The 26,473-nt window shown below is 67.1% G+C and carries 26 protein-coding genes; 9 read left to right on the top strand and 17 right to left on the bottom strand.

Going from position 1 to position 26,473, the window contains the following annotated elements; translation table 11 throughout:
- Window position 1: 1 nt before the first annotated feature.
- Both pgaC and pgaD read left to right on the top strand, forming a co-directional pair.
- Window positions 2–1,258 carry a poly-beta-1,6-N-acetyl-D-glucosamine synthase gene (pgaC, locus tag ACW5IY_RS14935; RefSeq protein ID WP_049435080.1) on the top strand — a complete coding sequence of 419 codons (1,257 nt, stop codon included), beginning with the start codon at window positions 2–4 and terminating at the stop codon, window positions 1,256–1,258.
- A complete protein-coding gene (gene pgaD, locus ACW5IY_RS14940) occupies window positions 1,255–1,725 on the top strand; it encodes a poly-beta-1,6-N-acetyl-D-glucosamine biosynthesis protein PgaD (RefSeq protein WP_049435081.1) in 471 nt (156 codons plus the stop codon). The genes pgaC and pgaD overlap by 4 nt, the downstream gene beginning before the upstream one ends.
- Window positions 1,726–1,865: 140 nt before the next feature.
- On the opposite strand, the gene ACW5IY_RS14945 is transcribed toward pgaD, so the two are convergent.
- The 11 genes from ACW5IY_RS14945 to ACW5IY_RS14995 all read right to left on the bottom strand — a co-directional run bounded on the left by ACW5IY_RS14945 (window position 1,866) and on the right by ACW5IY_RS14995 (window position 13,170).
- Window positions 1,866–3,137, bottom strand: a complete 1,272-nt coding sequence (locus ACW5IY_RS14945; protein ID WP_049435082.1) for a glutamate-5-semialdehyde dehydrogenase — start codon at window positions 3,135–3,137, stop codon at window positions 1,866–1,868.
- Window positions 3,134–4,291 (bottom strand): glutamate 5-kinase, encoded by a 1,158-nt coding sequence (gene proB, locus ACW5IY_RS14950; RefSeq protein ID WP_049435083.1) that lies wholly within the window; start codon window positions 4,289–4,291, stop codon window positions 3,134–3,136. The genes ACW5IY_RS14945 and proB overlap by 4 nt, the downstream gene beginning before the upstream one ends.
- An 11-nt stretch (window positions 4,292–4,302) precedes the next feature.
- Complete coding sequence (locus tag ACW5IY_RS14955; protein WP_049435084.1) at window positions 4,303–4,566, bottom strand: YciI family protein; 264 nt, start codon at window positions 4,564–4,566, stop codon at window positions 4,303–4,305.
- On the bottom strand, window positions 4,566–5,861 hold the full coding sequence (gene argH, locus ACW5IY_RS14960) for an argininosuccinate lyase (RefSeq protein WP_049435085.1): 1,296 nt from the start codon (window positions 5,859–5,861) through the stop codon (window positions 4,566–4,568). Before argH ends, ACW5IY_RS14955 begins: the two co-directional genes overlap by 1 nt.
- Window positions 5,862–5,881: 20 nt before the next feature.
- Entirely contained in the window at window positions 5,882–6,835 is a 954-nt protein-coding gene (gene argC / locus ACW5IY_RS14965; RefSeq protein ID WP_049435086.1) for an N-acetyl-gamma-glutamyl-phosphate reductase, read from the bottom strand.
- Window positions 6,832–7,434 carry a GNAT family N-acetyltransferase gene (locus ACW5IY_RS14970; protein WP_049435087.1) on the bottom strand — a complete coding sequence of 201 codons (603 nt, stop codon included), beginning with the start codon at window positions 7,432–7,434 and terminating at the stop codon, window positions 6,832–6,834. Before ACW5IY_RS14970 ends, argC begins: the two co-directional genes overlap by 4 nt.
- Before the next feature lie 3 nt (window positions 7,435–7,437).
- The gene (locus tag ACW5IY_RS14975; RefSeq protein ID WP_049435088.1) at window positions 7,438–8,766 is read right to left on the bottom strand and encodes an acetylglutamate kinase; all 1,329 of its coding nucleotides are present in this window, start codon (window positions 8,764–8,766) and stop codon (window positions 7,438–7,440) included.
- Window positions 8,767–8,791: 25 nt separating this feature from the next.
- Window positions 8,792–9,880, bottom strand: coding sequence for an acetylornithine deacetylase (locus ACW5IY_RS14980; RefSeq protein ID WP_049435089.1), 1,089 nt, complete (start codon window positions 9,878–9,880; stop codon window positions 8,792–8,794).
- 132 nt (window positions 9,881–10,012) lie between these two features.
- Complete coding sequence (locus ACW5IY_RS14985; protein ID WP_049435090.1) at window positions 10,013–11,203, bottom strand: argininosuccinate synthase; 1,191 nt, start codon at window positions 11,201–11,203, stop codon at window positions 10,013–10,015.
- 68 nt (window positions 11,204–11,271) lie between these two features.
- A complete protein-coding gene (locus ACW5IY_RS14990) occupies window positions 11,272–12,282 on the bottom strand; it encodes an N-acetylornithine carbamoyltransferase (protein WP_014037861.1) in 1,011 nt (336 codons plus the stop codon).
- Window positions 12,283–12,600: 318 nt separating this feature from the next.
- Window positions 12,601–13,170 carry a glycine zipper 2TM domain-containing protein gene (locus tag ACW5IY_RS14995; protein ID WP_043400934.1) on the bottom strand — a complete coding sequence of 190 codons (570 nt, stop codon included), beginning with the start codon at window positions 13,168–13,170 and terminating at the stop codon, window positions 12,601–12,603.
- A 188-nt stretch (window positions 13,171–13,358) separates the two neighbouring features.
- On the opposite strand from ACW5IY_RS14995, the gene cysS reads away from it, so the two are divergent.
- The 3 genes from cysS to ACW5IY_RS15010 are packed head-to-tail and all read left to right on the top strand — an operon-like array spanning window position 13,359 to window position 16,485.
- Window positions 13,359–14,735, top strand: a complete 1,377-nt coding sequence (gene cysS, locus ACW5IY_RS15000; RefSeq protein WP_049435091.1) for a cysteine--tRNA ligase — start codon at window positions 13,359–13,361, stop codon at window positions 14,733–14,735.
- A gap of 53 nt (window positions 14,736–14,788) precedes the next feature.
- Complete coding sequence (locus ACW5IY_RS15005) at window positions 14,789–15,241, top strand: SufE family protein (RefSeq protein WP_049435092.1); 453 nt, start codon at window positions 14,789–14,791, stop codon at window positions 15,239–15,241.
- Window positions 15,238–16,485, top strand: a complete 1,248-nt coding sequence (locus tag ACW5IY_RS15010) for an MFS transporter (RefSeq protein ID WP_049435093.1) — start codon at window positions 15,238–15,240, stop codon at window positions 16,483–16,485. The genes ACW5IY_RS15005 and ACW5IY_RS15010 overlap by 4 nt, the downstream gene beginning before the upstream one ends.
- 512 nt (window positions 16,486–16,997) lie before the next feature.
- Here ACW5IY_RS15010 and dksA read toward each other — a convergent pair.
- On the bottom strand, window positions 16,998–18,227 hold the full coding sequence (gene dksA, locus ACW5IY_RS15015; RefSeq protein ID WP_049435094.1) for an RNA polymerase-binding protein DksA: 1,230 nt from the start codon (window positions 18,225–18,227) through the stop codon (window positions 16,998–17,000).
- 272 nt (window positions 18,228–18,499) lie between these two features.
- Between dksA and yidD the strand changes: the two genes are divergently transcribed.
- The 3 genes from yidD to ACW5IY_RS15030 are packed head-to-tail and all read left to right on the top strand — an operon-like array spanning window position 18,500 to window position 20,950.
- Window positions 18,500–18,754, top strand: a complete 255-nt coding sequence (yidD, locus tag ACW5IY_RS15020) for a membrane protein insertion efficiency factor YidD (RefSeq protein WP_005417723.1) — start codon at window positions 18,500–18,502, stop codon at window positions 18,752–18,754.
- Between the two features lies 1 nt (window position 18,755).
- Window positions 18,756–20,102, top strand: a complete 1,347-nt coding sequence (locus tag ACW5IY_RS15025) for a dihydroorotase (protein ID WP_049435095.1) — start codon at window positions 18,756–18,758, stop codon at window positions 20,100–20,102.
- Window positions 20,102–20,950: a M23 family metallopeptidase gene (locus tag ACW5IY_RS15030; RefSeq protein ID WP_049435096.1), complete on the top strand. Its 849-nt coding sequence runs from the start codon at window positions 20,102–20,104 to the stop codon at window positions 20,948–20,950. Before ACW5IY_RS15025 ends, ACW5IY_RS15030 begins: the two co-directional genes overlap by 1 nt.
- Window positions 20,951–21,055: 105 nt before the next feature.
- Here ACW5IY_RS15030 and ACW5IY_RS15035 read toward each other — a convergent pair whose 3' ends face one another.
- The 5 genes from ACW5IY_RS15035 to efp all read right to left on the bottom strand — a co-directional run bounded on the left by ACW5IY_RS15035 (window position 21,056) and on the right by efp (window position 25,322).
- Complete coding sequence (locus tag ACW5IY_RS15035; RefSeq protein ID WP_049435097.1) at window positions 21,056–21,760, bottom strand: isoprenoid biosynthesis enzyme family protein; 705 nt, start codon at window positions 21,758–21,760, stop codon at window positions 21,056–21,058.
- 11 nt (window positions 21,761–21,771) lie between these two features.
- Entirely contained in the window at window positions 21,772–22,467 is a 696-nt protein-coding gene (locus ACW5IY_RS15040) for a phosphoglycolate phosphatase (RefSeq protein ID WP_049435098.1), read from the bottom strand.
- Window positions 22,464–23,180 (bottom strand): bifunctional 2-polyprenyl-6-hydroxyphenol methylase/3-demethylubiquinol 3-O-methyltransferase UbiG, encoded by a 717-nt coding sequence (ubiG, locus tag ACW5IY_RS15045; RefSeq protein WP_049435099.1) that lies wholly within the window; start codon window positions 23,178–23,180, stop codon window positions 22,464–22,466. The genes ACW5IY_RS15040 and ubiG overlap by 4 nt, the downstream gene beginning before the upstream one ends.
- Before the next feature lie 24 nt (window positions 23,181–23,204).
- Window positions 23,205–24,548 (bottom strand): TRZ/ATZ family hydrolase, encoded by a 1,344-nt coding sequence (locus ACW5IY_RS15050; RefSeq protein WP_049435100.1) that lies wholly within the window; start codon window positions 24,546–24,548, stop codon window positions 23,205–23,207.
- A gap of 207 nt (window positions 24,549–24,755) precedes the next feature.
- Window positions 24,756–25,322 carry an elongation factor P gene (gene efp / locus ACW5IY_RS15055; RefSeq protein ID WP_005410381.1) on the bottom strand — a complete coding sequence of 189 codons (567 nt, stop codon included), beginning with the start codon at window positions 25,320–25,322 and terminating at the stop codon, window positions 24,756–24,758.
- Between the two features lie 120 nt (window positions 25,323–25,442).
- Between efp and epmB the strand changes: the two genes are divergently transcribed.
- Window positions 25,443–26,459 (top strand): EF-P beta-lysylation protein EpmB, encoded by a 1,017-nt coding sequence (epmB, locus tag ACW5IY_RS15060; RefSeq protein WP_049435101.1) that lies wholly within the window; start codon window positions 25,443–25,445, stop codon window positions 26,457–26,459.
- The last annotated feature ends 14 nt before the right edge of the window (window positions 26,460–26,473 follow it).

The following is a 26,473-nucleotide window of genomic DNA, read 5'->3' on the forward strand; positions in this document are numbered from 1 at the left end:
CATGGACATGCATCCGTTGCTGCAGGTCCTGTTCCAGTTCGCCTTCTACTACCCGATGGTGATGGCGTTCTTCTGGATGTCGGGCGGCCTGTATTACTACTTCCGGCGCGAACGCCATTCGCGTCCGCGCAACGACCCGCCGCTGATGGTCGATCCACCGTTCGCGAGCCTGCTGATTCCCTGTCACAACGAGTCCGCGAACCTCGACGACACGCTCGGCGCGGCGCTGGCGCAGCGCTACCCGGCCGACTACGAAGTGATCGCCATCGACGACGGCAGCAGCGACGACACCGGTGCGCGGCTGGACGTCCTGGCGGCAAAGCACCCACGGCTGCGCGTGCTGCATCTGGACCGCAACCTGGGCAAGGCCAATGCGCTGCGCATGGGTGCACTCGCCGCGCGTTCGGAGTACCTGGTGTGCATCGACGGCGACGCGATGCTGGAGGAGCACGCGCTGCACTGGATGATCTGGCACCTGGTAAGCGGCAACCGGGTCGGCGCGGTGACCGGCAATCCGCGCATCCGCAACCGCTCCACGCTGCTCGGGCGCCTGCAGGTGGCCGAGTTCTCCTCGATCATCGGCATGATCAAGCGCGCGCAGCGGGTGTACGGGCGCATATTCACCATCTCCGGCGTGATCGCCGGCTTCCGTCGTACCGCGCTGCACCAGGTCGGCTGGTGGTCGGACGACATGGTGACCGAAGACATCGACATCAGCTGGCGCCTGCAGCGGGCGCACTGGGACATCCGCTACGAACCCAACGCACTGTGCTTCATCCTGATGCCGGAAACGCTGAAGGGGCTGTGGAGGCAGCGGCTGCGCTGGGCCCAGGGTGGCGTGGAGGTGATGCTGCGCCACGCCCGCTCGCTGCTGCACTGGAAGGAGCGGCGCATGTGGGGCGTACTGCTGGAGTACGTGCTGAGCGTGATCTGGGCTTACACCATGTTGTTCATCGTGGTGCTATGGGCGCTGGGCAAGTTCATCGAACTGCCGCCCCAGCTGCATATCGCCAGCCTGCTGCCGGAATGGCATGGCGTGATCCTGGCCCTGGTCTGCCTGCTGCAGTTCGCCAGCAGCCTGATCATCGACCGTCGTTACGAAACACAGATTGGACGCAACTACTTCTGGGTCATCTGGTACCCGATGGCGTACTGGTTGATCAGCCTTTCCACCACCCTGGTGGCGTTGCCGAAAACCCTGCTGCGCCGTCGCAGCAAGCGCGCCACCTGGACCAGTCCCGATCGGGGGATCCGATGAACGCACAACGCCCGTCCAACCGCTTCGACTCGCGGATGATCCGCAAGCCGCATCGCCAACCACGCTTCCAGCGCACCGCCTGGGGCTTCGTCACCCTCGCGTTCTGGGGGTTCTACTTCTACCTGTGGGCACCGTTGGTGACCCTGGTGTCGTGGCTGATCGGTGGACAGTTGGCCTGGCGGCAGCTGTACGAACGACAGAACCAGTTCGACCCGTACGTGCTGGTGGCGCTGCCACTGATGCTGCTGTGCGCCAGCGTGCTGCTGATCGGCTGGGCCGAATACAACCGCGCGCGCTTCCGTGGCCGCGAACGGCGCCTGCCACGGCCATTGGCCAGCCTCAACGAAGTGGCCGCCGACCTGGGGGCCAGCACCGGCCTGGCCGAGCGCCTGCTCGGCTGCAAGGCCGCCACGCTGCACATGGACGAGCATGCGCGGCCGATCGGCATCCGCCGCGAGGTGGTGTAGCCCGACAACCCGGTGGGTGCCGACCCTGGTCGGCGCTTGCCTTGGTAGATGCCGACCTTGGTCGGCGCTTGGGCCTGGTGGGTGCCGACCTTGGTCGGCACCGGGGTCTACCGCGAAGAGCATCCATGCATGGCGTGGATCTACTTGCGCGTCTGCCCCTCACCGCGCACGACAAATCGCTCGACGGTGAGTGCCTCCAGGCCCATCGGGCCGTAGGCGTGCAGGCGCGTGGTGGAAATACCGATCTCGCTGCCCAGGCCCAACTGCCCACCATCGGAAAAGCGCGATGAGGCATTCACCATCACCACCGCCGAGCGCAGCGCGTTGACGAAGCGCTCGGCGTGGACCGCGTCTTCGGTCGCAATCACTTCGGTATGGTCGGAGGTATAGCGGCGGATGTGCGCGATGGCCGCATCGAGGTCATCCACCACCCGCACGGCCAGCACCAGATCCAGGAACTCGGCGGCGTAATCCGCATCGGTGGCTGCGTTGCTACCCGGCAGCAACGGCTGCGCAGCCGCGTCGGCGCGCAGCTCCACGCCGCGCTCGCCGAGCGCCTGTGCCACGCGCGGCAGGAACGCTTCGGCCACATCGCGGTGCACCAGCAGGGTCTCCAGCGAATTGCAGGCCGACGGACGACTGCACTTTCCGTCCACCAGCAGATCGATGGCTTTGCCGAGGTCGGCGCTGGCATCCACGAACAGGTGGCAGACACCCTTGTAGTGCTTGATCACCGGCACCCGCGCATGCTCGGCAACGAAGCGGATCAGGCCTTCGCCGCCGCGCGGAATCGCCAGATCGATCAGTTCATGCAGCTGCAGCAGTTCCAGCATTGCTTCGCGGCGCAGGTCGGTCAGCACGGTCACCGCCGCCGGTGGCACGCCATTGGCCTTGAGCGCGCCCGCCAACGCCTGGGCGATAGCTGTGTTGGAATGGATCGCTTCGGAGCCACCGCGCAGGATCACGCCATTGCCGGCCTTCAGGCACAGCGCAGCCGCTTCGGCGGTCACGTTCGGGCGCGCCTCATAGATCATTGCGATCACACCCAGCGGCACGCGTACCTTCTGCACGCGGATGCCGTTTGGACGCACATCGTCGCGGGTGATCTGGCCGACGGGATCGGGCAGCGCGGCGACCTCACGCACGGCTTCGGCCATCGCGAACAGGCGTGCCGGGTCCAGCGCCAGGCGGTCGAGCATGGCGCTGCCAACGCCCTTGTCGCGCGCGGCGGCGAGGTCACGTGCATTACCGGCAAGGATCAGCCCGGCATTCACTTCCAGCGCCTGTGCCATGGCCAGCAGCAGCGTGCGGCGGGCCGCACTGTCGAGGCCGGCAACGTTCTGGGCCGCGTCACGGCAGGCACGCGCCTGCGTTTCGATGTCGCTCATCGGGGAGTCCTTCAAACCGGTCATGGCAGCACCAGATCGTCGCGATGGACGACGCTGCCGCCGTAGTTGTAGCCCAGCACGGCCTCGATGTCGCGCGAATGGCGGCCGGCGATCCGGCGCACATCATCGGCCGCGTACTGGCTGACGCCGCGCGCGACGCAGACACGGCCCTGCGGCGCGTTCCAGCACACCTGCACCATGTCGCCACGGCGGAACACGCCCTCCGCGCCGGTGATGCCACCGGGCAGCAGCGAGGCGCCCTTCTCGCGCATGGCCTGCGCCGCGCCGGCATCGATCACGATCGCGCCCTCGACCAGCGGCGCGTGCCGCAGCCAGTGCTTGCGTGCGGCCTCGCGGCTGCGTGCGGCGTGGATACGGGTACCGAACAGGCGATCCTGCGCCAGCGCGCGCACCACGTCGCCACTGCGGCCATTGAACAGATAGGTTTCTATGCCGAGGCGACCGGCCTTCGCCGCCGCCTCCAGCTTGGTGCGCATGCCGCCGGTACCAGCGCGCGAGCCGGCGCCACCGGCCATCGCCAGCACCTCTTCACTCAGTTCCGGCACGTCGTGCAACGGCCGCGCGTCGGCCACGGTGCGCGGGTCGGCGCTGTACAGGCCGTCGATGTCAGTGGCGATGAACAGTGCATCGGCATCGACCAGCGCCGCCACGGTCGCGGCCAGGTTGTCGTTGTCGCCGAGCTTGAGCTCGTCCACCGACACGGTGTCGTTCTCGTTGACCACCGGCAACGCACCCAGCCGCAGCAGTTCGTTGAGGGTAGCGCGTGCGTTGAGGTAGCGGCGGCGGTTGCGCAGGTCGTCGTGGGTCAGCAGCACCTGCGCCACCGGGCGCTCGAAGAAGCGCTGCCAGAGCCCGATCAGCTGGGCCTGGCCGAGCGCGGCCAGCGCCTGCCGCGCCGCCATCGCCGCGCCGGGCTCATCGGCCCGCGGCAGGATCGCGCGCCCGGCAGCGACCGCGCCGGACGATACGATCACTACCTCACGCCCGGCCAGTACATTGGCCGAGACGAACTGTGCCAGGCCCAGCGCGTGGCGTGGCGACAGGCCGCCGCCATCGGCTGCCAGCAGGCTGCTGCCGACCTTCAGCACTGCACGCCGCCACGGTGGCAGCGCTTGTTCGGGGAACGGCGAGGCGACGTGGGCAGCGTGCTGGATCATCGGTCAGGCTCTCAGCGAGTGTTCCATTCGTGCACGGTCAGGTCGGAGGCCTGCATCGTCACCAGCGGATCGGTGGCGACGATGGCTTGTGCCTGCGCCAGGCTCTCGACATTGCACAGCACATAGGCGCCACCACTGCCGTCGGCGAAACCGCCGGTCAGCTGCAGCTTGCCCTGCGCCTGCAACGCATCGAGGAAGTCACGATGCGGCTGCACGGCGGCGGCATTGAAACCGGGCCGGCGCATGGCCAACACCAGGTAGACCGTGCCCGCCATCAGGACAGCGCCTGCCAGCGCGCGCGCAGCTCGTCCAGGCGCAGGTCGGCGGCCGACCCCGGCGACACGCGAGCGGCCAGGCTGCCTTCCGGCGTGCGCCCCTGCCCTGCGCTATCGGCACCGGCCGCAGCGGCCTTGTAGGCCTCGCGGAACGGCACGCCAGCCACGGCCGCTTCCACGGCAACGTCGGTGGCATACATGCCCGAGTCGATCGCTGCGCGCAGCCTGTCGTCACGCCACTCCAGATTGGCCAGCAGCGCCGGCAGCAGCTCCAGCGCGGCCAGGCCACGGCCGAAGCCGTGGAAAATGGCGCCCTTGGACGACTGCAGGTCGCGGTGGTAGCCCGACGGCAGCGACAGCAGCTGTTCGATCTCAGTGCGTGCGGCGGCGACGCTGGCATGGGTGGCGCGCATCAGCTCGATCACATCCGGGTTGCGCTTGTTGGGCATGATCGAGCTGCCGGTGGTGTACTGCGCCGGCAGCGCGACGAAGCCGAACTCGGCGCTGGTGAACAGCGACAGGTCCCAGGCAATGCGGCGCAGGTCCAGCGTGGCACCACCCAGTGCTTCCAGCGCGGCCAGCTCGAACTTGCCGCGCGACAGCTGCGCGTAGATCGGCGAAATCTGCATGCGCGCAAAGCCGAGCGCGGCGGTGGTGTGTTCGCGGTCCAGCGGCAGATTGACGCCATAACCGGCGGCGGTGCCCAGCGGGTTGGCATCGATCAGTGCATGGGTGTCACGGGCGCGGATGGCATTGTCGATGAAGGCCTCGGCCCAGCCGGCCCACCACATGCCCGCCGAGGACACCACGGCACGCTGGATGTGGGTGTAGCCGGGAATCGGCAGATCCTTCTCGGCCTGTGCGCGGTCCAGCGCGACCTTGGCCACCTCGGCGCTGAGCTGCGCCACGCGCTGCAGCTTCTCCTTAAGCCACAGGCGGGTGGCGACCAGGATCTGGTCGTTGCGGCTGCGGCCGGTGTGGATCTTGCGACCCGCATCACCAAGGCGTTCGGTCAGGCGCGCTTCGATCGCCGAGTGGCCATCCTCGTACTGCGTATCCAGCACGAAGCGGCCTTCGCGGAAGTCCTGCGCCAGGATCTCCAGTTCGCGCAGCAGGCCGGCCAGCTCGTCGGCGCTGAGGATGCCGATGTGCTGCAGGCCTTGTGCATGCGCGGCGCTGGCGGCGATGTCGTGCAGGAAGAATTCGCGATCAAGGATCACGTCGTCGCCGGCGAGGAAGGTCTGGATCTGGGCGTCGACGGCGACGCCGGGCTTCTGCCAAAGAAGGTCTGCCATGGGGGCTCCGGAATACGTGTTCAGTGCGGGATCGACGTCAGTTCGTCGATGCCCAGCGCGAGGTTGAGGTTCTGCATGGCCTGGGTGGCCGCGCCCTTGAGCAGGTTGTCCAGGGTCGCCACCACCACGACCCGCTTGCCGCCCGGGGCCAGGGTGAAGCCACCGACCTGGGCACCGTGGCGACCGGCAATGCGGCTGACCCACGGCGCGTCATCCACCACTTCGATCAGCGGTTCACCGGCATAGGCCTGCTGGAAGCGCTCGACGATCTGCTCACGGGTCTGCACCCGGTTCAGCCACAGATTGGCGGTCAGCGTGATGCCACGGAAATGCGGGGCGACGTGCGGCATGAACTCGACTGCCACGCCCAGCTGAACGGACACTTCGCGCTCGTGCACGTGGTTGGTCAGCGCATACGGCATCAGGTTGTCGGCCAGCAGTTCGACGTTGTTCTTATCCGACGGCGTGGTACCGGCACCGGAGTAGCCGGAGACACCGAAGCACTGCGGCGGGCCGGCCAGCAGGTCCAGCAGCGGATGCACCGCCAGCTGCATCGCGGTGGCATAGCAGCCCGGGTTGCTGATGTGCTTCTGGCCGTTGTAGCGGCCACGGGTCAGTTCCGGCAGGCCGTAGTACCAGCTGCTGTCGAAACGGTAGTCGGCCGAGAGGTCGACGATGACAGTGTCCGGTTTCGCGGTTTCAAGCGCGGCCACGAACGGTGCGGCCAGGCCATTGGGCAGGGCCAGGATCACCGCATCCACGCCCTTGGCGGCCATCGCGTCGGCGTCCAGGTTCTCGTACTGCAGGTCACCCTGGAATTCCGGATGGTGATCGGACAGGCGCTGCCCGGCGCGCTCACGCGAGGAGACGAAAGCCAGTTTCAGCCGCGGATGGGCGGCCACCAGCTTGATCAGCTCGGCACCGGTATGGCCGCGGGCACCGACGATACCCAGGGTGAAAGTCGAATCGTTCATGCGTGACTGTCCAGGCGGTACTGCAGGTGGCGCTTCACGCCCTGCCATTCCGCATCGATGATGGAGAAGATGACGGTGTCGCGCGGCGTGCCGTCGGCATGCCGCTTGTGGTTGCGCAGCACGCCGTCCTGCTTGGCGCCGAGGCGGGCGATGGCGGTGCGCGAAGTGAAGTTGAACCAGCTGGTTTCCAGCACCACGCTGATGCAGCCCATGGCCTCGAAGGCGTGCTGCAGCAGCAACAGCTTGGCTTCGGTGTTGGCGCCGGTGCGCTGCACGCGCGGCGCGTACCAGGTGTAGCCGAGACTGAGCTTGGGTACGCCGGCATCCATGTCGTAGAAGCGCGTGCTACCGATGATCTCACCCGCCGCATCGCGGATCACGAAGGGCAGCACCTTGCCTTCAGCCTGCGCCTGCAGCGCGGCCTGCACATAGTGCTCGACCCGCTGCGGTGACGGCACCTGGGTGTACCAGAGCTGGTCCAGGCCGCTGCCTTCAAGCGCATCGCGCAGGCCCGGCACGTGCTCCATCTGCAGCGGCTGCAGGGCTACGTGCTGGCCGCGCAGGGTGGGAACCGTGTTCCAGGCATCGAGGTTGCTCATCGCTCAGCCCTGCAGGCTCGGGGTGCGCTGCGCGCAATGATCGACATAGGTCTTGATCCGGTCGATGCCATCGGCACCGAACCAGAACACCTTCCACTGATCCTGCTTGTAGCAGCCATCGGACTCGGCGTAGTAGAAGTGGTTGATCGGGTTGCCATGGCGCGAGCGCCAGAACAGCTGCGGGGTTTCCTCCAGCATTACGTTCCAGACCGCACGACCGAGGCCTTCACCCTGCGCGTCGTCGAGCACGGCGAACTTGTCCAGGTACACGCCCTCTGCCTCGTCGGTGAGGATCACCGCGGTGCGGTAGTTCTCGCTGACATAGGCACGCAGCAGTTTGGTCTTCTGGAAATAGTCAGGCACCAGGATGCGGCCGAAACTGGATTCGATCAGGCCCTTCAGGCGCGGCAGATCCAGTTCGTCCCAGGCGGTGGCGCGCAATACTTTCTCGCCCTTGCGTACCAGCGTGCCCGAGCCCTTGTGGGTGAACAGTTCCTTGGCCAGGTCGGCGGGACGGGTGATCGACACCGACGATTCCAGCGGCAGGCGATCAAGCAGATCCTTGATCTGTTCGATCTTCACCTTCATGCCGCCGTGGATCCACGGCTGCGCGATCAGGTGGTCGTACTCGGTCGACAGGTTGATCGAATCGATCACATTGCCCTGCTCGTCCAGCAGGCCGCCGGTGCCGGTCAGGAAGATGATCTTGTACGGCTGCAGCTCCTGCACCAGTTCGTTGGCGGCAAAGTCGGCGTTGACGTTGAGGATCTGGCCGCCGGCGGTTTCACCCAGGCTGGTGATGACCGGGATCGAGCCGGCACGCAGGCTGGCCTCGATCGGTGCCAGGTTGACCTTCTTCACCTCGCCGACCAGGCCGTAGGTGTCCACGTCCAGGTACTCGGCCTCGAACACGCCACCGGTGATCGAGGTGGCGCGCGCGCCGTTCTGCTGCAGCGCCTCGACCAGGCGCAGGTTGGACTGCTGGAACACCCGGCGCACGATCGCCAGCGCTTCCGGCGAGGTCACGCGCAGGCCGTTCACGGTCTGCTTCTCGATGCCGGCGGCCGACAACTCGGCATCCAGCTGCGGGCCGGCGCCGTGCAGCACGATCGGGGTCAGCCCGACCTCCTGCAGGAACGACAGCGAGGAGGTCAGCGCGTCGAGGTCGTCGCGCAGCACCGCGCCGCCGACCTTGACCACGGCGAAGCGCTTGGCGTCCAGCTGCGAAAAGCGCTTGAGGTACTGGCTGATCTCCTTCGCGCTGGCCATGCTGGAAAGCAGGCGCACGATGGTCTGGCGGGTCTGGCGGTGGGGCTGGAGGGCAGGAGACATTTCGGTTTCGTCAAGAAGGGAAGAATCAGGCGCCGGCGGCGATGATGCGGTGCACGGCGTCGGTGTAGCGCTGCAGCTGCTCCAGCGTCACGAACTCGTCGGCGGTGTGGGCCTGGGCGATGTCACCCGGGCCGAACACCAGCGTGGTGTAGCCACCGGCCGAGAACAGCGAGGCCTCGGTCCAGAAGTCCACGGCATTGCCGATCGGCAGCTCCAGCGCATCGGCCACGTCGCGTGCCAGCAGGCGGCGGTTCTCGGCCTCGGCGATGTCACCGGCCGGCAGGCTGGGGCCACGGAAGGTTTCGGTGAACAGCGCCGCTTCCGGTTCGGCAAAACCGGCAAAGGTCACCAGCAACGCATCGATATCCATCGACGGCAGCGGACGGAAACCGAAGCGCACTTCGGCAGCGGGTGCGATCATGTTGGCCTTGATGCCACCTTCGACGCGGCCGATATTGAAGCGCAGGCCGGTCAGCCCGCCGAAGCGCGCCGACGCCAGCGATTCCACATGGTCCAGCGCGCGGTTGCCCCAGCGCATGGCCTGGTGCAGCGCGCTGGCGGCGGCATCCTGCTTGCCCGAGGCATGCCCCGCGCGGCCAGCGAACTGCATCAGCACCGAGCTGATGCCACGGTGCGCCAGCACCGCCTCGCTCATGGTCGGCTCGGCCACCAGCACCGCTTCATACGGCAGGCCACGGGCCAGGAACGCAGCGATGCAGCGCGGATCGTTGGCTTCTTCATCGCTGGAGAACAGGAAGGCCGCGTCACCGTCGCTGGCATTGGCTGCGGCCACCAGTGCGGCGGCCGCGCCTTTGATGTCACACACGCCCAGACCGACCACGCGGTCGTCCAGGCGGCGCATCACGTGCGGGTCGGCACTCCAGTGCGGCGAATCGGGCACGGTATCCAGGTGTACGTTGAACAGGTACTTCGGCGTCCCGCGCACGGCGTACAGGCTGACCGCACCGGCGCCATGGTCGATCACCTCGACGTTGAAGCCGGGCAGGTTCGCGCGCAGGTAATCGAAGATGCCACCGGTGGTGATCGCACGCGGCGGGTTGCGGGTGTCGAAGGACACCAGCGCCTGCAGGTGATCGAGCGTCTGTTCAAGCATGAATCAACAATCCTGTGGGATTCCGCCGGGCATGGCCCGGCGCTACCGAAATGCGTCTGGTGGAGAGCCCCCTTCTTGTTGAAGGGGGCGCGCCAACGGCGCAGGGTTGAGGTGGAATGCGTGGTCAACCGCTCAGCGGTTGACTTGCGCGTAAAGCGTCGAACTCATGCCGAACAGCTTGATGAAGCCCTCGGCCTCTTCCACGCCCCAGTCGGCCGACTGCGCGTAGGTGGCACCCTTGGTGTTGAGCAGGTGCGGCGACTTCACCGCCACTGCGTCGACGCGGCCACCACGCGTTTCCAGCACCACTTCACCGTTGACCTTGGCCTGCGAGGACTTCAGGAACGCTTCGATGTCGGTCTTCAGCGGGTCGTGGTAGAAGCCTTCGTACACCAGCTCCACCCACTTGCGTGCCACGTCCGGCTTGAAGCGGTTCTGCTGCTTGGTCAGCACCGCATCTTCCAGCGCGCGGTGCGCGGCCAGCAGCGAAACCAGGCCCGGGGCCTCGAACACGATGCGGCCCTTCAGGCCGATCACGGTATCGCCGGTGTAGACGCCGCGGCCAACGCCGTACGGGGCGAACAGCTTGTTGAGCTGGGCCAGGATCTGGTCACCCGGCAGCGCCTTGCCGTTCAGTTCAACGGCTTCGCCTTCGACGAACTTCAGTGTGACGGTCAGCGCCTGTTCCGGCCACTCGCTGCGCGGTGCGCACCAGCCACGGGCGCCCTCGCCCGGGGCTTCCCAACGGTCGATCTCGCCGCCGGACATGGTCAGGCCCAGCAGGTTCTCGTTGATGGTGTAGGCCTGCTGCTTGGCGCGCACGCCGAAGCCACGCTCTTCCAGGTACTTCTGCTCGTAGGCGCGGGTCTGGGTGTGTTCCTTCTGGATCTCGCGGATCGGCGCGATGATCTGGTAGTCGCCCAGGGCCTTCACGGCCAGGTCGAAGCGGACCTGGTCGTTGCCCATGCCGGTGCAGCCGTGGGCGATGATGTTGGTGCCCAGTTCGGCGGCACGCTTCAGCGCGGCATCGACGATCAGGTAGCGGTCCGAGACCAGCAGCGGGTACTGGCCCTGGTAGCCTTCACCGGCCCACACGAACGGCTTGACGAAGCCTTCCCAGATGGCCGGGCCACCGTTGACGGTAACGTGGCTGGCCACGCCCAGCTCGGCGGCGCGCTTTTCGATGAAATCGCGCTCTTCATCATCCACGCCGCCGGTGTCGGCGAACACGGTGTGCACGTTGTAGCCGCGCTCCTGCAGGTACGGCACGCAGAAGCTGGTATCCAGGCCGCCGGAGAAGGCGAGAACGACGTCTTTGCTCATGGGGGTAATGTCCAATCAGGTTGTGTAGAGTCGAGCCATGCTCGACTGATGCTTGATCAAAAAAACAATCAGCGCCCGGCAACCGCGGCCATGATCGCCTTCTGCACGTGCAGGCGGTTCTCGGCTTCGTTGATGGCGATGCACTGCGGCGAATCCATCACCGCATCGGTGGCCTTGACGTTGCGGCGCAGCGGCAGGCAGTGGCTGAACACACCGTTGTTGGTCAGCGCCATCTTCCGCTCGTCCACGATGAAGTGCTTGAACTGGTCGCGGATCGGCTTTTCCGGCTCCCAGTTGCCGAAGAACGGCAGCGCGCCCCAGCTCTTGGCATAGACCACGTCGGCGCCGGCGTAGGCGCTGTCGATGTCATGGCTGATCTTCAGCGAACCGCCGCTCTCGGCCACGTTCTGCTCGGCCCAGCCCATGTAGCGGTCGTCGAGGATGTAGTCGGCGGTCGGGCACAGCAGGGTCACGTCCATGCCCATGCGGGTGGCGATGGTCAGCGCCGAGTTGGCCACGGCGGTGTTCAGCGGCTTGGGGTGGTAGGTCCAGGTCAGCACGTACTTCTTGCCACGCAGGTCCTGGGTGCCGAAGTGCTCCTGCAGGGCCATGATGTGGGCCAGCTCCTGGCACGGATGGGTGATGGTCTCCATGTTGATGACCGGCACCGGCGAATACTTGGCGAAGCTGTTGAGGACGATGTCCTGGCGGTCGTAGGCCCAGTCGATGAACTTGGGGAACGCGCGCACGGCGATGATGTCGCAGTAACGGCCCAGCACCTTGGCCACTTCAGCGATGTGCTCTTCGGTATCGCCATCCATCACCGTGCCGAGGTTGAACTCGATCGGCCACGCATCCTTGCCCGGCTGCAGCACCACCGCGTGGGCGCCGAGCTGGAACGCGCCCAGTTCGAAGCTGGTGCGGGTGCGCATGGACGGGTTGAAGAACACCAGCGCGATCGACTTGCCCTTGAGCTGGTCGCCGAGCTTGTTGCGCTTGAACAGCGCGGCCTGGGTCAGCAGCGCGTCGAGATCGCTGCGGCTCCAGTCCTGGGTGTTCAGGAAGTGCTTGGGGGACATCATCTTTCCTTGCGTGGCGGCGCCGGGTTCGACGCGGTGGAAGGGAAAACAGGAAGCAAAGGTGGAACGAAAAGGTTGCAGTTGCAGCTTTCAGAACGCAGAAACGAAAAAACCCAGCCGGGCGGCTGGGTTTTTTTCGGACGAACAGCAAAAAGCTCCGGTTACCCAGCGAGAATGTGGGGTTCCGGTCGACGCGCACGCGAGGTCATGCCCGACGCCTGTCGGGCTGCGCTGCTGTCGTGCTGGAAGTCGGTGAGCTTCATGGTCAACCATCTTTGCATGCGGCCGGGGCCGACGCAAGGGGCCGGGGTCGCAGAATCAGGGATTGCCCGTGGCGCCCTGCTCGGGGCCGACCCAAGGGGTGATCGACACCCGGATCTTGAGCCGGTTGCCGGGGTCTTCCGGCAGCCGTGAGCGGTACTTGGTGCCCTTGTAGACGTAATCCACGTCGTAGGCGATGGGCCTGCGGAATTCACGCCCCACCGGCACGATACGGCAGTCACGGGTCAGCATCGGGCCATTGTTGGCCGGTGCCGGCGCCGGGGCGGGTGACTCGGCGGCGGTGTCCTCGGAGACCTCTTCATCGCTGCGCTTGAACATCGAGCGCACCGAGTCCCAGAAGCGGCTGATCCGGCCCTTGTCCTCAACCGGCTCCTCACCGGTGACATTGACCGGCGCCAGGGTCCGGGTCGAGACCGGCTCGCAGTGTTCTTCGGTGCGGGTCGCGCGCAGGGTCTGGAACACGGGCTCGACGTTCAGCACCTGCGCGTAGTCGAACTTCACGTTCTCCACGATCACCACCCGGTTGCGGGGCTCGGCCTCCTGCGCCTGGGCCACGGCGGCCAGCGCCGACAGGCAGGCCAGGGTCAGCAACGCGGTGGATTTCATTGGCGAAGGGAGCAAGGACACGGCAATAGTGTAGGCAGTGGCGAGCGCAAGGGGCTGAACATTACCCGTCCACGCTGCTCCTGCCCACCCCACCTTGGACGGACCCGGCGTCCACCGGTGGCAGGCGGTGCCCCCAAAGGGGGCCGACACGTTCTAAAATCACAGGCTTGTCCCCCAGCCACAGCCCCATGACCCTGCGCCTGCACAACAACCTGACTCGCCAGCTCGAACCGTTCACCCCGCTCGACCCGGCCTGTCCGACCCTGTATGTGTGCGGCCCCACGGTCTACAACTACGTGCACATCGGCAACGCCCGTGGCCCGGTGGTGTTCGGCGTGCTGGCCGACCTGCTGCGGCGCCGTTTCGGTGGCCTGCGCTACGCGCGCAACATCACCGACGTGGACGACAAGATCAACACCGCCGCGCGTGAGCAGGGGGTGCCGATCAGCACCATCACCGACAGGTTCGCCGCCGCCTACCGTGAAGACATGGCCGCGCTGGGCGTGGTGCCGCCGGATATCGAGCCGGAGGTGACCGCGCACATTCCGCAGATCATCACCATGATCGAGCAGCTGATCGCCAATGGTCATGCCTACGCCGCCGAAGGCCACGTGCTGTTCGCGGTGGCCAGCTTCGAAGGCTACGGCAAGCTCTCGCGCCGCGACCCGGACGAAATGCTGGCCGGCGCCCGCGTCGACGTGGCCCCGTACAAGCGCGATCCGGGTGATTTCGTGCTGTGGAAGCCGTCCAGCGACGACCTGCCCGGCTGGGCGTCGCCCTGGGGTCGTGGCCGTCCGGGCTGGCATATCGAATGCTCGGCAATGGCCGCCGCTCATCTGGGCGAGACCATCGACATCCATGCCGGTGGCGTCGACCTGCAGTTCCCGCACCACGAAAACGAGCTTGCGCAGAGCGAATGCGCCCACGGCGGCAAGATCTTCGCTCGTTTCTGGCTGCACAACGGCATGCTCAACTTCGGCGGCGCCAAGATGAGCAAGTCGCTGGGCAACATCGAGCGCGTGCACGACCTGGTGCGCCAGCATCCGCCGGAAGCGCTGCGCCTGGCCCTGCTGTCGGCCCACTACCGGCAGCCGCTGGACTGGTCCGATGGCCTGATCGAGCAGTCGGTGCGCACCTTGGATCGCCTGTACGGCACCCTGCGCGAACTGGCGTCTGTCGAGGCGGTCGTGGTGATCCCGGCCACGGTCGAGGCGACCCTGGATGACGACCTGAACACCCCGCAGGCGCTGGCCGAAGTGGCCCGCATCGCTGCCGACGCACGCCGAGCCACCGACCCGGCCGAACAGGCGCGCCTGAAGGGCGAGCTGCTCGGTGCCGGCCTGGCCCTGGGCCTGCTGCAGGCCGACCCGGCACAGTGGTTCGGCACCGCCGCTGGCGATGACGGCGACGATGCCCGCATCCAGGGCCTGATCGACGAGCGTGCCGCTGCCAAGAAGGCGCGCGACTTCGCCCGTTCCGATGCCATCCGCGACCAGCTGGCCGCCGAAGGCATCGTGCTGGAAGACACCCCGCAGGGCGTGCGCTGGTCGCGCAAGCGCGGCTGACCTGCCCTGCCCCGTGGCCGGTACGCCGGCCACGCCCCACCGTAGAGACTGTTGTGACCGACTCCCCGTTCCCGCTTGAACCCACCGCTGCCGAGGCCCAGGCCGCCATCGCCGAGGAATTCGGCTTCTTCGGCGACTGGTCCGAGCGCTACCAGTACCTGATCGACCTCGGCCGCAAGCTGCCCGCCTTCCCGGACGAATGGAAGACCGAAGAGCACCGCCTGCTCGGCTGCCAGTCCATGGTCTGGATCGTGCCGGAAGGCAACGCACAGTCGCTGCGCTTCCACGCCATCAGTGATTCGGCCATCGTCTCCGGCCTGATCTTCCTGGCCCTGCGCGTGTACTCGGGGCGCTCGGCGCAGGAGATCCTGGATACCGAGCCCAGCTACATCCAGGACATCGGCCTGGCCCGACACCTCTCCCCCACCCGCAGCAACGGCGTGGCGGCGATGCTGGCCTTCATCCGCGAGACCGCGCAGGCCCAGCTGCAGCGCGACCCGTCGTGAGCGAGCCTGCCACAGCCGAAGACACCGCGCTGGGCCTGCTGTCCCGGCCCGGTTTCGCCAAGCTGCTGGCCTACCGCATCTTCGCGATGCTGTCCTACCAGGTGGTCGCGGTCACCGTCGGCTGGCACATCTACGAAGTCACCCGCAATCCGTTCTCGCTGGGCCTGGTCGGCCTGGCCGAGGTGCTGCCGTTCTTCTGCGTGGCGCCGTTCGCCGGCTATCTGGTCGACCACCTGCCACGACGCCGGCTGGGCATGGTGGCCTGTTCCGGGTTGATCGCCACGGCGCTGGTGCTGACCGGCGTCGCCACGGGCTGGCTGCCGTTTGAAGGGGTATGGCCGATCTATGCGGCCATCGCCCTGACCGGCATGGTCCGTGCGTTCCTGTCGCCGATCTACAACGCACTGTTCGCCCGCGTGCTGGCCCGCGACCAGTTCGCGCGTGGCGCCGGACTCGGCGCGGTGGTGTTCCAGGCCGGCATGGTGGCTGGTCCGGCGCTGGGCGGCGTGCTGGTCGGCTTCGGCGGCAAGGGCCTGTCCTATGCCGTGGCGACTGCCTTCGCACTGGTGGCGATGGCCTGCCTGGCCATGCTGAAAGTGGAAGAGCCAGTGCACACCGGTCCGGCCGCGCCGATCTTCAAGAGCATCGCCGAAGGCGCGCGCTTCGTGGTCGGCAACCGGATCATGGTCGGCGCGATGGCGCTGGACATGTTCTCGGTGCTGCTGGGCGGCGTGGTGGCGATGCTGCCGGCCTTCCTGCACGAAATCCTGCACCACGGCCCGGAAGGCCTGGGCATCCTGCGCGCGATGCCGGCGCTGGGTTCGGTGTGCGTGGGCCTGTGGCTGGCCCGCCACCCGCTGCATCGCAATGCAGGCCGCGTGCTGCTGTTCGCGGTGGCCGGCTTCGGCCTGTGCGTGATCAGCTTCGGACTGTCGCAGCACTTCTGGCTGTCGGCGCTGATCCTGCTGTTCTACGGCGCCTTCGATGGCGTCTCGGTGGTGATCCGCTCGACCATCCTGCAGTTGGCCACGCCGGAAGAAATGCGCGGTCGCGTATCGTCGATCAACGGCATCTTCATCAGTTCGTCCAACGAGCTGGGCGCGTTCTATGCCGGCACGATGGCGAAGCTGCTCGGCCTGGTGCCGGCAGTGGTGCTGGGTGGGTTCGCGGTGCTGAGCGTGGCCGGGATCACGGCGTGGAAGAACCCGACATTGCGGAAACTGAATCTTCGCGACCTGCAGTGACGCTGCGAACAGCGGATTCGGCGGCGCCGGGCGTTTGGCTGGGGCCGTTGCTCTCCCTCGATGATTGGGCTTGTCACTTTCTTTTCGCGAAAAGAAAGTAACCAAAGAAACGCTCCGCCATCCGCGAGCCGGTGCTGCGCACCGGTGCCCTGCGCTCCTCGGCGAATCAGGGGACGGCGCGGAACTCGCTTCGCTCGGACACCCGCGCCTCTTCGCCCCTGGTTCCCCTGCGGTGCTCGGCTCGCTACAAGGCGGACCCAACAGCCGCGAGCGCACGCATGACCGCTCCTGGTAGAGCCAAGCCATGCTTGGCTGCTTTTACTTTTACTTTTGCTTTTGCTCTTCCTTGCCCTCCGGCTTCGGCCTGAGCCGAGCGTGGACTCGACTCTACATCGGACCCACCCGCAGGCTCCCTCCGATACCCGGAAGGCGCCGTTCTACCCAGCCAACCACCCCCAACAAAAAACCCGGCCGAAGCCGGGTTTTCTGCATGACCAGACAACAATCAGGAATCAGTCGCCCTGCTGCTTCTGCAGGTGCTCCCAACGCTCCTGGGCGTCGATGGTGCGTTCGGCGGTGAGGCGCGCTTCCAGGCGCTCCAGGCCGATTTCTTCGCCGGTGTCGACGCAGTAACCGTAGTCGCCCGCTTCCAGGCGCTTCAGGGTGCTGTCGATCTTGCCGATCAGCTTGCGGTAGCGGTCGCGGGTACGCAGTTCCAGCGAGTTCTCGGTCTCGCGGGTCGCGCGCTCGGCTTCGTCGCCGATGTCACGCACTTCCTCACGAAGATTCTCGATGGTCTGCTTGGACTCTTCCACCAGGTCCGCGCGCCAGTTCTGCAGACGCTGACGGAAGTACTCCTGCTGCAGCGGGCTCATGTATTCCTCTTCCGAGGACGGCTTGTAGCCAGCCGGCAGGATCGGGCGGCCGGTGGCCTCGTCGGTCTTGTACTCGACCACCTTGTACTTGCTGCGCGGGGCCGGTGCAGCCGAGCGGGCGGCGACGGCCACGGCAACCTTGCCGACAGGGCGCGACACGGTCTTCGGGGCGGAATCGGATTTCACGGCGGTTTTGGCAGGCGATTTCGAAACGGGCACGGGATTCTTGGATTGCGGGGCCTTCGAAGCGGCAGAAGCGGCGGCCGGGGCCGGCTTGGAAGCCGGTTGGGCTGCTGCCACTGCCACGGTCTTGGCCGGGACAGGCTTGGCCGGAGCCGGCTTGGCAGCAGGCTTCGGTGCGGACTTCACTACTGGGGCCGGGGCCGGCTTGACGACCGGCGCGGCAACATTCTTGGCAACCTTCTTTACAGCGGCAGGCGTGGCAACCGGTTTAGCTGCAGCGACCTTCTTTGCCGCAGGCTTGGCGACCGGCTTGACCGCAGCCTTCTTCACCACCGCCTTCGGCGCCGGCTTGGCTGCTGCCTTCTTCGCCACCGGCTTGGCGGCGGCCTTCTTCACCGGCGCGGCCTTGCTGGCGGCCTTCTTCACCACCGGCGCCTTCTTGCTGGCAGCGGCAGGCTTGGCCTTGGCGGGCGCAGCAGCCTTCTTCGCCACCGGCTTGGTTGCCTTGACCGGCGTTTTCTTTGCGGTGGCCTTCCTGGCCGCCGGTTGCGAGGACGCTGCCTTGGTCGCCGGCTTGCTGGCCGGTTTCTTGGCAACGGGCTTTGCCGCCAACTTCTTCACAACAGGCTTGGCGGTTTTCTTGGCGGCCGTTGCGGCCTTCTTTGCAGTTTTTTTAGCAGCCACGAAACGCTCTTCCTTGGATTCCCCGGGGCCCGGGAAAGCGGGCCTTTATAGCCTACCCGACCCGCAGCAGCAACCTCGACCCCCTGCTCCATTCAGTCCTGGAGTCAAGGCGCCCTTGGAGGCAGTCCGACGAACACGGACCGCCTTGCGCGGTACGGAACCTGGCCAGCACCCGAAGGTGCTGGTACCGGTCGCAGGCCATCGGCGACATGCGACCAACGGCCCATCCTGCACAAATGCGGCCTTCATGCCAACTGGCATAAGATGACTGGGTGATCTCGCGCCTGCTCATTGCCCTGCTGCGCTTCTACAAGCGCTTCATCAGCCCCCTGCTGGGGCCGCGTTGCCGTTTCGTGCCGAGCTGTTCTGAATACGCGATGGACGCCATCTCCCGACACGGTCCGCTGCGCGGCAGCTGGCTGGCTGCGCGCCGGCTGGGCCGCTGCCATCCGTTCCATCCCGGCGGCTTCGACCCGGTGCCCGAATCCACCCACGCCCCCTCTTGCCGTTGCACAGGAAAACACTGACATGTCCTCCACCCTCATCACCAACGCCCGGATGGTCAACGAAGGCCGCACCTTCGACGGCGACCTGCGCATCGAGAACGGCCGCATCGCGCAGATCGGCAGTGGGCTGGCGCCGCGCGATGGCGAGCAGGTGGTGGACGCGGCCGGACGCTGGCTGCTGCCTGGCATGATCGATGACCAGGTGCACTTCCGCGAACCGGGCCTGACCCACAAGGGCGACATCGCCAGCGAATCGGCGGCGGCCGTGGCCGGTGGCCTGACCAGCTTCATGGACATGCCCAACACCAACCCGCCGACCCTGGATTCGACCATCCTCGAAGCCAAGTACGAACTGGCGCGCGGCCGCGCCTGGGCCAACTACGGCTTCTACCACGGCGCCAGCAATGACAACCTGGACGCGATCCGTGCGCTGGACCCGAAGAAGGCCCCGGGCGTAAAGGTGTTCATGGGCGCCTCCACCGGCAACATGCTGGTGGACAACCCGGAAACGCTGGATGCGATCTTCCGCGAATGCCCGACCCCGATCATCACGCACTGCGAAGACACGCCGATGATCGATGCCAACCTGAAGGCCTTCCAGGAAAAATACGGCGACGCGCTGACCCCGGACATGCATCCGGACATCCGTTCGCGCGAGGCCTGCATCAAGTCGACCCGCCTGGCGATGTCGCTGGCGCGCAAGCACGGCACCCGCCTGCATGTGCTGCACATCTCCACCGCCGACGAACTGGCGCTGTTCGAGAAGGGCCCGCTGATCCGCGCCGACGGCAGCCGCAAGCAGATCACCGCTGAAACCTGCGTGCACTTCCTGCACTTCGCGCGCCCGGATTACGCGACCAAGGGCAACCTGATCAAGTGCAACCCGGCGATCAAGGAAGTGTCCGACCGCGAGGCGATCACCGCTGCGCTGGCCGACGACGTGCTGGACGTGCTGGCCACCGACCATGCGCCGCACACCTGGGAAGAAAAGCAGAAGCCCTACGCGCAGGCGCCGTCGGGCCTGCCGCTGGTGCAGTACGCACTGGTGGCCGCGCTGGAGCGCGTGCACGAAGGCAAGCTGACCCGCGAGCAGGTGGTGCAGAAGTTCGCACACGCACCGGCACAACTGTTCGACGTGGAAGAGCGCGGCTTCCTGCGCGAAGGCTACTTCGCCGACCTGGTGCTGGTCGAAGACGTGCCGTTCACGGTCAAGCGCGAGGACGTGCTGTCCAAGTGCGGCTGGTCGCCGTTTGAAGGCACCACCTTCCGTTCGCGCGTGGCCTCCACCTGGGTCAACGGCCAGCTGGTGTGGGACGGCAGCAAGCTGGTGGGCAAGCCCGTCGGCCAGCGCATGACCTACGACCGCTGATGCGTTCGGCACTGATGATCGGGGCGCTGCTGCTGGCCGCGCCCCTGCTCACCGCACCCCAGGCGCAGGCGCAGGATGGCATCGGCAGCCTGATCGACAGCCGCGTGGTGTTTCCGGCCAGCGCGTCGCAGGGCGCGCTGGTGATCGGCAAGGTACCCGCCGGCAGCCGCGTACAGTACGCCGGCCGCCAGCTGCGGGTGAGCGGCTATGGCAGCGTGGTGTTCGGCATCGGCCGCGACGAGAAGGGCCCGCTGCGCGTACAGGTGCAACGCCCCGATGGTGGCAGCGAGACCGCGACCATTGCGGTGACGCCGCGCGACTGGCCGACCGAGCGGGTCAACGGCGTGCCACCGAAGACGGTCAATCCGCCGCCGGCCATTGCCGAACGGATCAAGCGCGAACAGGCGCAGGTGACCGCGGCACGTGCCCGCGATGACGACCGTACCGATTTCACCCAGACCTTCATCTGGCCGGTGCAGGGCCGTATCAGCGGCCGCTTCGGCAACGCGCGCGTGTACAACGGCCAGCCTGGCGCCGGTCATTCCGGCATGGACATCGCGGTGCCGACCGGCACCCCGGTGAAGGCACCGGCCGCCGGCATCGTCACCTTCGCCGGCCCGGACCTGTACCTGACCGGCGGCACGCTGCTGCTCGACCACGGCTTCGGGGTCAGCTCCAACTTCCTGCACCTGTCGCGCATCGACGTAAAGGTCGGCGACCGGGTGGAACAGGGCCAGGTGATCGCTGCGGTCGGTGCCACCGGTCGCGCCACTGGGCCACACCTGCACTGGGGCATGAACTGGTTCGATACCCGTATCGACCCGCTGCTGGTGCTGGAACGTAAGTAACGCGCGCAATGCGCTGTAGTAGGTGCCGACCTTGGTCGGCACAACCTCATGGAGCGTGCGGACCAAGGTCCTCACCCTCCAGAAGCAGTCAGCAGGGCCGATCGATCAACCGCGGGCAGCCCACCACACGCGCAGCAGGGTGCGCACGGGAGTAGCTTCAATCGGCTTGCCTGCGGCCTGCGCCGCCACGCGGGCGCGCGCCAGACTGGACCACACACGGCGCGGGCGCGGGCCTGGCACGCGGGTGCCCCACCCCTTCAACAGATGCTGCGCCCAGCGCTGCGCGGCGCTGCTGGCATCACCGTCCAGCAGGCTGCGCGGCACACCGGCCACGCCGGCATCCTGCAGGCGCTGGGCCAGGGTCTGCAGCTGCACCGCACGACCGGCGCCGGTGCGCGGCTTGTCGTTGAACAGCGCCGCTTCCACCGCGGCAACCGCGTCGGCGTAGTTGGCCAGCGCGCGCTCGGCACTGGCCGCATCCAGTGCGACGGTGCGCGCTTCAACCAGATCCGGCAGCGCTTCGGCCAGCTGCGCCCACGGCGCACGCACCGGTTCCAGCAAACGACCCAACGGGTGGCGCGAACGATGCGCAGCCCAGCTGCGCAGCTCCTCGCCCCACCACGCCAGCTTGGCGTCGGCCGGCAACGGATCGCCGCCGGTGTTGAGCATGTCGTCGAATTCCTGCAGCAGCGCGAACCACGCCACCGCAAGCTCGCGTTGCGATTCGGCCACGAACGGGGCGGCCACCGACCATTCCGGCCAACGGCTGCGCCACTTGTCGAGGAAACTGTCCAGCGCGGTACTGCTCACTACGTCATTCCTTACGGCTGGGCCGGGGCTGCCGGCCGGGTCGGCCAGAGACTGGCCAGTTGCAGAAGTCCGGCGTTCTCGACCAGCACGTCGGCCTGCCAGGCCAGCGGGTCGTCGCTGTGCAGGCGATAGCCCCACAGTGCCGCCACCGACGGCATGGCCGCGGCACGCGCGGCGATGATGTCGCGCTCGTCGTCGCCCACGTACACGCAGTCTTCGGCGGCAACGGCGATCGCCTGCGCCGCGTGCAGCAGCGGCAGCGGATGCGGCTTGCGCTCGGCCAGGCTGTCACCACCCACCAGCACCGCACAGCGCTGCTGCCAGCCGTGCTGCGGCAGGATCAGGCGCGCCAGGTACTCGGGCTTGTTGGTGACGATGCCCCACACCGTACCGGCGGCATCCAGTGCAGCAAGCATGCCGGCCACGCCATCGAACAGCACCGCATGCTGGCCGATCAACGCCTCGTAGCGCTGCAGGAACTCCGGAATCAGCGCATCACGCGCCGCCGTGTCCAGTTCGGGGAAGGCTGCCGAGACCATCGCGCGCGAGCCCTTGGACACCACCGGGCGCAGCAGTGCCGGATCGATCGGCGCACGGCCACGCTCGGCCAGCATCGCATCGCAGGTGGCAACGAAGTCCGGCGCGCTGTCCAGCAGGGTGCCGTCCAGATCGAACAGCACCGCGCGCGGGAAGCGGGCAGAGGTCATGCCGGCTTGACCGCGTAGGCCAGGTAGTTGATGTCGGTGTGGCTGCTCAGGCGGGCGTGGTTGCGCCACGGCTCGTAGGCCATGCCACTGACATCGACCAGCTGCAGGTCGGCTTCGCGCAGCCAGCGTGCCAGCTCGGCCGGCTTGATGAATTCCTGGTAGTGATGCGTGCCCTTGGGCAGCAATCGCGCCACGTACTCGGCACCGACAATCGCCACCGCGAATGCGGCAGCGGTGCGGTTGATGGTCGACAGGAACAGGTGGCCGCCCGGCTTCAGCAGGCGCTTGCAGGCCTCGATGATCGCGCCCGGATCGGGCACGTGCTCGAGCATTTCCATGCAGGTGACCACATCGAAACTGCCCGGCTGCTCGGCAGCCAGGTCCTCGGCGGCCTGGACGCGGTAGTCGAGCTTGGCGCCGCTTTCCAGCGCATGCAGCCGCGCGACCTTGACCAGTTCCGGGGCCAGGTCGATGGCGGTGACGTCGGCGCCGGCCTGGGCCAGCGCTTCGCTCAACAGGCCGCCACCGCAACCGATGTCGAGCACGCGTGCGCCGCGCAGCGGCACGCGATCGGCCACGTACTTCAGGCGCACCGGATTCAGCGCATGCAACGGCTTCTGCGGGCCGTCAGCGTCCCACCAGCGGTTGGCCAGCGCGGCGAACTTGTCCAGCTCGGCCTGATCGAAATTGGAAGAAGCGTGGGGGGCAGTCATGAGGGGTCCTTGCGGCGCCAGGGATCAGGCGCGGATATGACGGATGCGCTCGCGCCACTGGCGCGCGTTGGCGATGATGCCCGGCAGGTCCATGCCGACCAGCTCGCGCTGCACCAGCTTCGGCTTGCCGGCGATCCAGACGTCGCTGACCTGCTGGCGGCCGGTGGCGTACACCAGCTGCGACAGCACGTTGTGCAGCGGCTGGGTTTCCAGCGCCGAGAGGTCAACGCAGACCAGGTCGGCCTGCTTGCCGACTTCGATCGAGCCGATGCGCTCGCCGAAGCCCAGCGCGCGGGCACCGCCCAGGGTGGAGGCGCGCAGCGTGGTGGCTGCATCCAGCGCGGTGGCGTCGTCGGCCACGGCCTTGGCCAGGATCGCCGCAGTGCGGTTCTCGCTGAACATGTCCAGGTCATTGTTGCTGGCGCAGCCGTCGGTGCCTATCGCCAGGTTCACGCCAGCACGCTGCAGGGCGCAGGCCGGGCAGAAACCGGAGGCCAGCTTCAGGTTCGATTCCGGGCAATGCACCACGCTGACACCACGCTCGGCGCACAGGTGGATTTCCGCATCGGTCAGCTGGGTCATGTGCACCGCGATCAGGCGGTCGTTGACCAGACCGAGCCGATCCAGCCGCGCCAGCGGGCGCTGGCCGTGCAGCTTGATCGAATCGGTGATTTCCTGCGCGGTCTCGTGGGTGTGCAGGTGCACCTGCATGTCGAGCTGGTCGGACAGCATCCGCACCCGCTCGAAGTTGGCATCGTTGACGGTGTACGGCGCATGCGGCGCGAACGCGGTGCCGATCAGCGGATCGGTGCGCCACTGGTCATGCAGTTCACCGGCCTTGGCGAAGTACTCGTCGTCGGTCTTGGCCCAGGCGGTGGGGAAATCGATGATGACCGCGCCGACCAGCGCGCGGAAACCGTGCTTCTTGTAGACCGCGGCCTGCACGTCGCCGAAGAAGTAGTTCTCGTTGGCGCAGGTGGTGCCGCCGCGCAGCATCTCGGCGATGGCCAGGGTGGTGCCGTCGGCAACGAATTCGGGGCCGATCACCGCCGCTTCCACCGGCCAGATGTGCTGCTGCAGCCAGGTCATCAGCGGCAGGTCGTCGGCGACGCCGCGCAGCAGGGTCATCGGGTTGTGCGTGTGCGCGTTGACCAGGCCCGGCATCAGCGCGGCCTCGGGGCGGCTGACCACCTGGGTGGCGCGGAACCGTGCGCGCGCCTCGGCACGCGGCAGGATCGCGATGATCTCGCTGCCACGCACGGCCACGGCATGGTCTTCCAGCACCACCGCATGCGGCTCGATCGGAACGACGTAACCGGCTTCGATGAGCAGGTCGCAGGCTTCGGGGAGGTGCGGGCTATCGCTCATGCGGGCTCACTGGCTGGGGGGGCGGCGAGATACTTCTGGGGGACACGCCCCTGAATCAGGGGCTGCCGCGAAGCGGCGGGGTCTGGAGACTCGTGAAGCGGGGCCCATGATCTGCCGAAGCAGATCATGGGAGCGCCAGCGCGAATGCGATGGCGCTTACCCGAGCATGGCTCGGCTCTACAGTAAGGTCGGCCTACGGCCGGGACCTTACTTGACGCGTGCGGAGTATTCGCCCGAACGGGTATCGACGCGGATCACTTCGTCCTGGTTGACGAACAGCGGCACGCGGACCACGGCGCCGGTTTCCAGGGTGGCCGGCTTGCCGCCGCCGCCCGAGGTGTCGCCACGGACGCCCGGATCGGTTTCGGTGATCTTCAGTTCGACGAAGTTCGGCGGCTGCACGAAGATCGGCTCACCGTTCCACAGGGTGACCACGCAGGACTCTTCGCCCTTCAGCCACTTCTCGGCGCCGCCCATGCCGGCCTTGGTGGCCTGGACCTGCTCGAAGGACTCCGGGTCCATGAAGTGCCAGTACTCGCCGTCGCTGTACATGAAGTTCATGTCGGTATCGACGACGTCGGCTGCATCCAGCGAGTCGGTCGACTTCATGGTGACTTCCTGGGTACGGCCGTCCTTGATCAGGCGGTACTTCACGCGGGTGAAGGCCTGGCCCTTGCCCGGCTTGACGTATTCGGTGTCGATGATGACGGCCGGTTGGTTGTTGACCAGGATCTTCATCCCGTTCTTGACGTCGTTCATGCCGTAGCTGGCCATGCGTAAACTCCTGAGTGGCAAAAGCGCCGCGGGTGCGGCGAGCCGTTAGAATGGAAAGCCCACCGGATGCCGGTGGGCGACTGTTTTTCTGCCCCCATGATAACCGCAGGCCCCCTCTCCATGCAGCTTTCCGCCTTCCCACGGCCCCAGTCGCCAGGTGCGCCCGCGCGCTGGCAGCAGCTCTGGCGCCAGGCGCTGCGCGACCCGCACGCGCTGCTGGCCCGGCTGCAGCTGGACCCGGCCGCGCTGGGCGTCTCGGAGGCGGCCATGGCCCAGTTCGCGCTGCGCGTGCCGGAAGGCTTCGTGGCCCGCATGCGCCCTGGCGATGCGGCCGACCCGCTGCTGCGCCAGGTGCTGCCGATCGACGAGGAAATGCGCCCGGCGCCCGGGTTCAGCTTCGATGCGGTGGGCGATGGTGCCGCCAAGAAGGCCACCGGCGTCATCCAGAAGTACCGTGGCCGTGCCCTGCTGGTCGCCACCGGCAGCTGCGCGATCAACTGCCGCTACTGCTTCCGCCGCCACTTCGACTATGGCGCGGAGAATGCCGCCAAGGGTGGCTGGCAGGAGGCCGTAGCCGCCATCGCCGCCGACCCGGACATCGACGAGGTGATCCTGTCCGGCGGCGACCCGCTGTCGCTGGCCACGCACAAGCTGGTGGAGCTGACCGACGCCCTGCGCGCGATCCCGCATATCCTCCGCCTGCGCATCCACACCCGGCTGCCGATCGTGCTGCCCGAGCGCGTGGACGATGAGCTGGTCTCCTGGCTGGGCAGCCTGCCGTGGCCGCTGGCGATCGTGGTCCACGCCAATCATGCCAATGAATTCGATGCCAGCGTGGACGCGGCGATGGCCCGCCTGCGCGGCATCGGCGCCCAGCTGCTGAACCAGGCGGTGTTGCTGCGCGGGGTCAACGACAGCGTGCAGGCCCTGCAGGACCTGAGCGAGCGCAGCTTCGCCGCCGGCGTGCTGCCCTACTACCTGCACCAGCTGGACCGGGTCGAGGGCGTGGCCCATTTCGAAGTGGACGATGCCCAGGCCAAGGCACTGATTGCCGGCCTGACCGCACGCCTGTCCGGTTATCTGATCCCGAAACTGGTGCGCGAACTGCCCGGCGACCCGAGCAAGCGCCCGGTGTAACAAAAAAGGGGACG

This window comes from Stenotrophomonas sp. C-A, from assembly GCF_054030835.1.